Below are 7,366 nucleotides of genomic sequence, written 5' to 3'. Positions count from 1 at the left end.
GGGAGAGGAACCGGTGGCGTCGGGCCCGTTCGCCCAGGTGTGAATCCCGCCGAGGTCGGTTCGAGCGTCGGCGTTCAGCCGAAGCTCGGACCGACCTCTTCCACCGCCTGCGACAGGGGGACGCCCGAGCCAGCGCGGCGCCCGGGCTGGTTCGGCAGCGACCGAGCCACGCCCGCGCTCGAGGAGGCCTTGGCTGGGCCGTGGCCGGCCCAGGCGACCACAAGGACGTCCTCGCCCTTGAGGTAGCGGTGCGCGCGGACCCCGCCCGTGGCGCGTCCCTTCGCGGGGTACTCCGCGAAGGGCGTCAGCTTGGCGGTTCCCGGCGCCGTGCCCGGCAGCGCATTCCGGCTTCCCGCGATCGTGACGACGACGGCGGCCTCGTCGCCGGACTTGACGACGCCGAAGTGGAGCGCGCGGTCACCGTCCCCGAGCTTGATGCCGGCCATTCCGCCGGCCAGCCGCCCCTGCGGGCGCACCGTTGAGGCGGGGTAGTGGAGCAGCTGTGCCTGCTCCGAGATGAAGACGAGCGAATCATCGTCGGATGCTGGAGCGGCGCCGATCACGCGGTCACCCTGCTTGAGGGTGATCGCCTCCCAGTCCTCACGGTTGAGCGGGTAGTCGGGGCTCACCCGCTTCACGATTCCCTGCTCGGTCCCGAGGGCCACGGTCGTGTCGAGCGGAACGAGGGCCACGATCGTCTCGCCCTTCGCAAGCGAGACGAAGTCCTTGGCCGGCACGCCGCCCGCGAGATTCGGAAGGCCCGCGGCGGGGGCAAGGGCGGGCAGGTCGACGGCCTGGAGCCGGATCATGCGCCCGGCCGAGGTCACGGCTCCCAGCTCGCCTCGCGCGGTCGTGTGCACGACCGATCGGAAGACGTCGTGGCGCGTCCGCGGTCCGTCCTCGACGAGCGGATCGGCGTTCGCCGTGCGGGCCACGATGCCCGACGCCGAGAGGATCGCCCAGCAGGGGTCGTCGGCGATTTCGAGGGCAAGCGCCGGAGCCTTGGCGGAGGCCTTCTTCCCGTTGTCCGCCGCGGCGGCGAGGGCCTTGGCGGCGGCCGGCGCCTGCTGCTCTGATTCGAGGAGGAGCGTCCGGCGCGGGGTCCCGTATTTGGTGGCGATGTCGCCGAGTTCGTGGGACACGAGCTCGCGGAGGAGCCTGTCGGAGCCCAGGATCGCCTCGAGTTCGGCGATCTCGCGGCGCAGCTCGTCCTGTTCCTTCTCGAGTTCGATCCGCGAGTACTTGGTGAGCTGACGCAGCCGCAGCTCGAGAATGTAGTTGGCTTGGATCTCGCTCAGGTCGTAGACCGCCATGAGCCGTTGGCGCGCGGCCGCGGCCTCGTCCGAGGTCCGGATGATCTGGATGACCTCGTCGATGTCCATGATCGCAACGAGGAGGCCCTCGACGAGGTGGAGCCTGTCTTTGCGCTTGCCGAGACGGAAGGCTGTCCTGCGGCGCACCACGGAGAGGCGGTGGTTTGCGTAGACCCGCAGGAGGTCGAGGAGGCCCAGCGTCTGCGGCTGGCCGTCCACGAGCGCAACGTTGTTGATGCCGAACGAGTCCTCGAGCGGGGTGTAGCGGTAGAGCTGCTCGAGGACCGCGTGGGGGTTGAAGCCGTTCTTGAGCTCGATGACGAGCCGCAGGCCGTGGTTGCGGTCCGTGAGGTCGATGACGTCGCTGATGCCCTGCAGCTTCTTTGAGCCGACCGCGTCCTTGATCTTCTCGATCACCTTCTCGGGGCCCACCATGTACGGCAGCTCGGTGACCACGAGGCCCGTCCGGCGCGCTGAGAGCTGCTCGACGGCGACCGTCGCCCGGGTGCGGAAGGAACCGCGGCCCGTGCGGTACGCGTCGCGGATGCCATCGAGTCCCACGATGCGGCCTCCCGAGGGGAGGTCCGGTCCGGGGACCAGCTCCATGACGTCCTCGAGCGTCGCCTCCGGGTTCGCGATGACGAACTGCGCTGCAGCGACGACCTCGACGAGGTTGTGCGGCGCCATGTTGGTGGCCATGCCAACCGCGATGCCCGAAGCGCCGTTCACCAGAAGGTTCGGGAAGGCGGCTGGCAGAACCTCCGGCTGCATGATCTGGTTGTCGTAGTTCGGGACGAAGTCGACGACGTCTTCGTCGAGATCGTCGGTAAGTGCCAGCGCTGCCGCCGCCATCCTGGCCTCGGTGTAGCGGGGAGCAGCGGGGCCGTCGTCGAGCGAGCCGAAGTTGCCGTGACCATCGATGAGGGGCAGGCGGAGCGCGAAGTCCTGGGCCATGCGCACCATGGCGTCGTAGATCGCGGCGTCGCCATGCGGGTGGAGCTTGCCCATGACCTCGCCCACCACACGCGCGCTCTTGACGTGCCCGCGATCGGGGCGGAGCCCCATGTCGCTCATCATGTAGAGGATGCGTCGCTGGACGGGCTTGAGACCGTCTCGCGCGTCGGGAAGCGCGCGCGAGTAGATCACCGAGTACGCGTACTCGAGGAAGGATGTCTCCATCTCCGAGGCGACGTCGATATCCGTGATGTTCTCGGCCAGGGCCTCGCCGAGGGGGAGGAGATCGGAGGACTTCCCGGACGGGGTGGATCGACGTGCCAACGCTAGCTGAATCCTTACGTGGGGAGAATGGGCCTGAACTACCCTAAGCCTATGGTGGATCCCGGCACGGCCAGCGCATATCCCCAGCACTGGGAGGCCGATGTCGTCCTCCGTGACGGCGGAACAGCCCACCTGAGGCCCATCAGGCCCGCGGACGCGGCCGCGCTCCAGGCTTTTCACATGGGCCAGTCCGAGAACTCGATCTATCTGCGCTTCTTCAGCTACAAGGCAAAGCTCACGGACGCCGAGCTCAGGCGCTTCACCGAGGTCGACTACTCGAGCAGGGTCGCCCTCGTCATCACGATCGCGGACGAGATCATCGGCGTCGGCCGCTACGACCGCCTGACCGACCCCGCTGAGGCCGAGGTCGCCTTCAACATCTCGGACCGGCATCAGGGCCGCGGGATCGGCTCGATCCTCCTCGAACACCTCGCGGCGGCCGCGCGGGAGTGTGGGATCCGGCGCTTCACCGCCGAGGTGCTTCCCGAGAACCGCAAGATGCTCGCGGTTTTCGCGGAGGCGGGGTACGCCCTCGACCGGCGCTTCGACGACGGCGTGGTGAGCGTGGAGTTCGAGATCGATCCGACGGAGAAGTCGCGCGCCGTCATGGAGGCGCGGGAGCACCGAGCCGAGGCCCGATCGGTGCAAGGGCTCCTCGCGCCCCGGTCGGTGGCCGTGATCGGGGCGAGCCGCCGATGGGGTTCGATCGGCCAGCAGCTGCTCTCCCACGTTGTCGAGGGCGGCTTCGAGGGCCGCGTCTGTGCCGTGAATCAGGAGGCGCTCGAGCTCGGAGGCATGCTCACCTACCCGAGCGTGCGCGAGATCCCGGACCCGGTCGACCTCGCGATCGTCGCCGTTCCGTACGACGACGTTGCTGGCGTCGTGGCGGAGTGCGCTGCCGCGGGGGTCAAGGGTGTGGTGGTGGCCTCCTCGGGCTTTGCCGAGGACGGCGAACGGGGCCTCGCCCGCCAGCGCGAGCTCGTGCGGCACGCACGGGCGCATGGCATGCGCATGGTGGGCCCGAGCTCGCTCGGCATCGCCAACACCGACCCCGACGTCCGGCTCAATGCCTCGATGGCGCCCTCGATGCCGCGGCAGGGGAGCCTCGGGCTCTTCAGCCAGTCGTCCGCGATCGGCATCGCGCTCTACGCCGCCGCCGACCGCCGGCACCTCGGCTTCTCGTCCCTCCTCTCCGCTGGCAACCGAGCAGACGTCTCGGGCAACGACCTGATGCAGTACTGGGAGGACGACGTGGCCACGAGCGCAGTCGCCCTCTACCTCGAATCGTTCGGCAACCCGCGCAAGTTCTCGAGGATCGCCCGCCGCCTCGCCCGCAGCAAGCCCGTGATCGTCGCCAAGAGCGACATCCTCGGGGTTCGGCTCCCTCCGGGGCATGCCGTCCGCACGTCGCAGGCTCCCGCCGAGGCCCTCGACGCTATGCTCCGGCAGGCCGGCGTCATCCGTGTGTCGACGCTCGAGGAGCTCGTCGACGTCGCCCAGATCGTCTCCGGCCCCCTCCCTCGGGGTTCACGGGTCGCCATCATGTCGAATGCCCTCTCCCTCGCCCGCGTTGTTGCCGACGGGGCGGAGGGCCAAGGTCTGACCGTTACCGAGACGATGCCCGATCTCGATCTGTCCGGACCCTCCGCTGCACTGCCGGCGCTGCGAACGCGCCTGATCGACCTCATCGACTCGGGCGTCGCGGACGCCGTCGTCGTGGCGCTCGTGCCCACGGCAGGCGTGCGGCCCGAAGCCATCGCCGAGGTGCTCGCCGACTGCTCGGCCCAGCGCTCGGCACCGCTTGTCGCTGCATTCACAGGCATCCTCGTGCATCCGGAGCGTGCCGAGGGCATGGTCCCCGATCGCGGAAGCGAGGCGTTCGCCCTTCCCCCGGTGCCTGCCTTCACGAGTGCGGGGGCGGCGATCGCCGCGCTGGCCGCCGTCGCCCGCTACGGCGACTGGCTCGCGCGGGAGGCCAGCGAGCCGTTCGAGGCGGAGTACGACGACGACGCCGCCGACGCGCTCATCGGCGCGGCGCTCGCCGGGGTCACCGGTGCAGAGCTCAAGCGGCTCGGCGCGACGCGGTCCGCCGAACTGCTCGCCCATTACGGGATCCCGGTGCTCCCTTCCCGCCCAGTCGCCACGGCCGACGACGCCGTCGCAGCGGCGCGCGATCTGGGGTGGCCGGTGGCCCTCAAGTCGACCTCGGCGAGTCTCCGCCACCGGCTCGACCTCGGGACGGTCCGGCTCGACATCAGGGACGAGGCCTCCCTCCGCGCGGCCGTCGAGGTCATGGAGCAGTCGCTCAAGGGGTACGGCGAGCTCGCCGCGGGTCCCGCCGGGCTGCCGAGGCTCGAGGTTCAGCGGATGGCCCCGTTGGGCCAGGCCTGCGTGGTGCGGGCAATCGAGGATCCGCTCCTCGGTCCCGTCATCTCGTTCGGACTCGCGGGCGATGCCGTAGCCTTGCTCGACGACTGGGCCCACCGCGTTCCGCCGCTCACCGTCCAAGACGTGGCCGATCTGGTGCGGACCCCGCGCGCGGCCGAAAAGCTCTTCGGCTACGAGGGGCTCCCACCTCTCGACGTCGATGCCCTCGAGGACCTCGTGGGCCGGGTCTCCCTTCTCAAGGACCGGCACCCCGAAGTGTCCGTGCTGGAGCTCAAGCCCATCGTCGTGAGCGAGAAGGGACTCACGGTCCTGCAGGCCGACATCTGGCTCGGCAACGCGGCGCATCGCACCGACAGCGCACGCAGGGCGATGTCCGAGCAATAGGCGCCCGACAGGTCTGGGAGAATGGGTTCATGAGCCACACGCCCCTGAGCGCCGACCTCGAGCGCACCGGCTTCTACCCGCGGCTTGTCGCCGATGTCGTCGACGACGCACTCGACGGTGCCGCTCCGCTCGCGCACCTCGTCCATCTGGAGACCCATTTCGAACGCGCCGAGGTGCGCCGTCACATCACGGTCCTCGCGCTCACCGACGAGCTGCTCGTCATCACGCACGTCGACGAAGCCCCACTGGACGGAGATCCTCAGCGCGCGACCGCCCAGGTCTCGACCGAGTCCGTGCCCCTCGCCCAGATCGCGACGGTCGTCCTCAGCTACGTCTTCACAGAACCGGCCTCCTACTCCCCGGGTGATCCCGTCCGCGAAGTCACGCTCTCGATTGCGTGGTCGGGAGGCCAGCGGATCGACGTCCTGCCCGCCTCGTGCGGCGATCCGAACTGCGAAGCGGATCACGGCTACACGGGGACCATCGCGCAGGAGGACATTGTCCTGCGGATCAGCTCGGACGCCGATGGCCCGGAGGCCGTGACGCGGGCCAAGCTTTTCGCGCGGCGGCTCCGTGAGGCGAACGCGGCGAGCCCGCTCCGCACGCAGACCGTGTCCGAGCGCCCCGCCTCTCCGACACGGCCTCGGCTCGCCGGCTTCGGCGGCCGCCCGGCGCGTGGTCACGGGAGCCGCGAGTGACGGGATCGCCCGTCTCGGCCGAGACCGAGTCCCTTCCGGCTGCTCCCGCCTACGGTCGCCGCAGCATCGCGGAGGTCCTGCCCAGTTGCGCGGCCGCCTTGGGCGCCTCGGGCTTCGAGAACGTCCTGGGCCTTCCCCGGTCGCCGCGCGTGTGCGTGGTCATGGTCGACGGGCTGGGCCGGACGCTCCTGAGCCAGCGGACCGCCCACACGCCGTTCCTGCGGGAAAAGCTCCAGGCCGGCCAAGGGAACCTCCCGACGACCCTCGACTCCGCTTTCCCGAGCACCACCGCAGCCGCGCTCGCGAGCTTCGGCACGGGCCTGCCCCCTGGTCAGCACGGGATGGTCGGATACGACGTCCTGGCCCCGCATCTGGGGAGGGTGGTCAATCAGCTGGGCGGATGGGATCCGGATGTCGACCCTCGGCGCTGGCAGCCGTTCCCCACCGTCTTCGAGCGGATCGCCGAGATCATCCCGGTAGCGACCGTCAGCCTGCCGCAGTTCAAGGGCTCGGCCATGACGCGGGCGGCCTTGGGCGGCGGGAGCTTCATCGGTGCGGAGACCCTCCACGCGCGGACGACGGCGGCCGCCGAGGTGCTCGCGGCGGCGCCCCGCATGCTCCTCTACTTCTACCTCAACGAGCTCGACAAGGCGGGGCACCTCTCGGGGTGCGATTCCGCGGCATGGGAAGAAGCTCTGGAAGAAGTCGATGCCTGCGTCCGTCGCCTCGACAGCCAGCTCCCGGCCAACACGCTGATCGTAGTGACCGGCGACCACGGCATGGTCGACGTCCCCGAGCACCGTCGCGTGGACTTCGGCGCCGACGCTGAGCTGGTCGAGGGCGTCCGGCACACGGCGGGGGAGCCGCGCATGGTCCACCTCCACGTCGAGGACCCGGCGGACGAGGCCGGCGTTCAGCGCCTCATGGACACGTGGCGGAGCCGTTTCGGGACCCAAGCGTGGGTCATGACCAAAGCGCAAGCCGTGGGACGGGGACTCTTCGGCGAGGTGCGCCCGGAAGTCCTAGGACGGATCGGAGACGTGCTCGTCGCCGTCCATGGCGACCTCGCGCTCTACGATGGCCGGCGCGTCCGGCCTACCGCCTTCTCGATGGTGGGCCAGCATGGGTCGCTCACCAAGGCCGAACGGCAGGTGCCGCTCCTGGTCTTCCAAGCTGCCGGCCGTGCGCAGTCGAAGCGGCGGCGGCGTGGCTGAGCTGGTCTTCTTCACGGGGACGATGGACAGCGGGAAGTCCACACTCGCACTCCAGATGGACTACAACCATCGGGCAGGCGGGAGGCACGGG

At 69.9% G+C, this 7,366-nt stretch carries 4 protein-coding genes and 1 pseudogene; 4 read left to right on the top strand and 1 reads right to left on the bottom strand.

Features of this window, described 5'->3' with window-relative positions:
- Window positions 1-74: 74 nt before the first annotated feature.
- Complete coding sequence (locus ACTHL9_RS04830) at window positions 75-2,591, bottom strand: DNA gyrase/topoisomerase IV subunit A (RefSeq protein WP_440517690.1); 2,517 nt, start codon at window positions 2,589-2,591, stop codon at window positions 75-77.
- A gap of 51 nt (window positions 2,592-2,642) precedes the next feature.
- On the opposite strand from ACTHL9_RS04830, the gene ACTHL9_RS04825 reads away from it, so the two are divergent.
- From ACTHL9_RS04825 to ACTHL9_RS04810, 4 genes and pseudogenes are all read left to right on the top strand, one after another.
- Window positions 2,643-5,363 (top strand): bifunctional acetate--CoA ligase family protein/GNAT family N-acetyltransferase, encoded by a 2,721-nt coding sequence (locus tag ACTHL9_RS04825; protein ID WP_440517688.1) that lies wholly within the window; start codon window positions 2,643-2,645, stop codon window positions 5,361-5,363.
- Window positions 5,364-5,392: 29 nt separating this feature from the next.
- Complete coding sequence (locus tag ACTHL9_RS04820; protein WP_440517687.1) at window positions 5,393-6,061, top strand: DUF5998 family protein; 669 nt, start codon at window positions 5,393-5,395, stop codon at window positions 6,059-6,061.
- Window positions 6,058-7,275, top strand: coding sequence for an alkaline phosphatase family protein (locus ACTHL9_RS04815; protein WP_440517686.1), 1,218 nt, complete (start codon window positions 6,058-6,060; stop codon window positions 7,273-7,275). The genes ACTHL9_RS04820 and ACTHL9_RS04815 overlap by 4 nt, the downstream gene beginning before the upstream one ends.
- Window positions 7,268-7,366, top strand: a pseudogene (locus ACTHL9_RS04810) (thymidine kinase); the annotation flags it as partial. The gene ACTHL9_RS04815 and the pseudogene ACTHL9_RS04810, both read left to right, overlap by 8 nt.

It is taken from the genome of Sinomonas sp., assembly GCF_051955515.1.
In the GTDB taxonomy this organism is placed as follows: domain Bacteria; phylum Actinomycetota; class Actinomycetes; order Actinomycetales; family Micrococcaceae; genus Sinomonas.
This window is presented reverse-complemented; position numbering and strand designations above follow the sequence as displayed.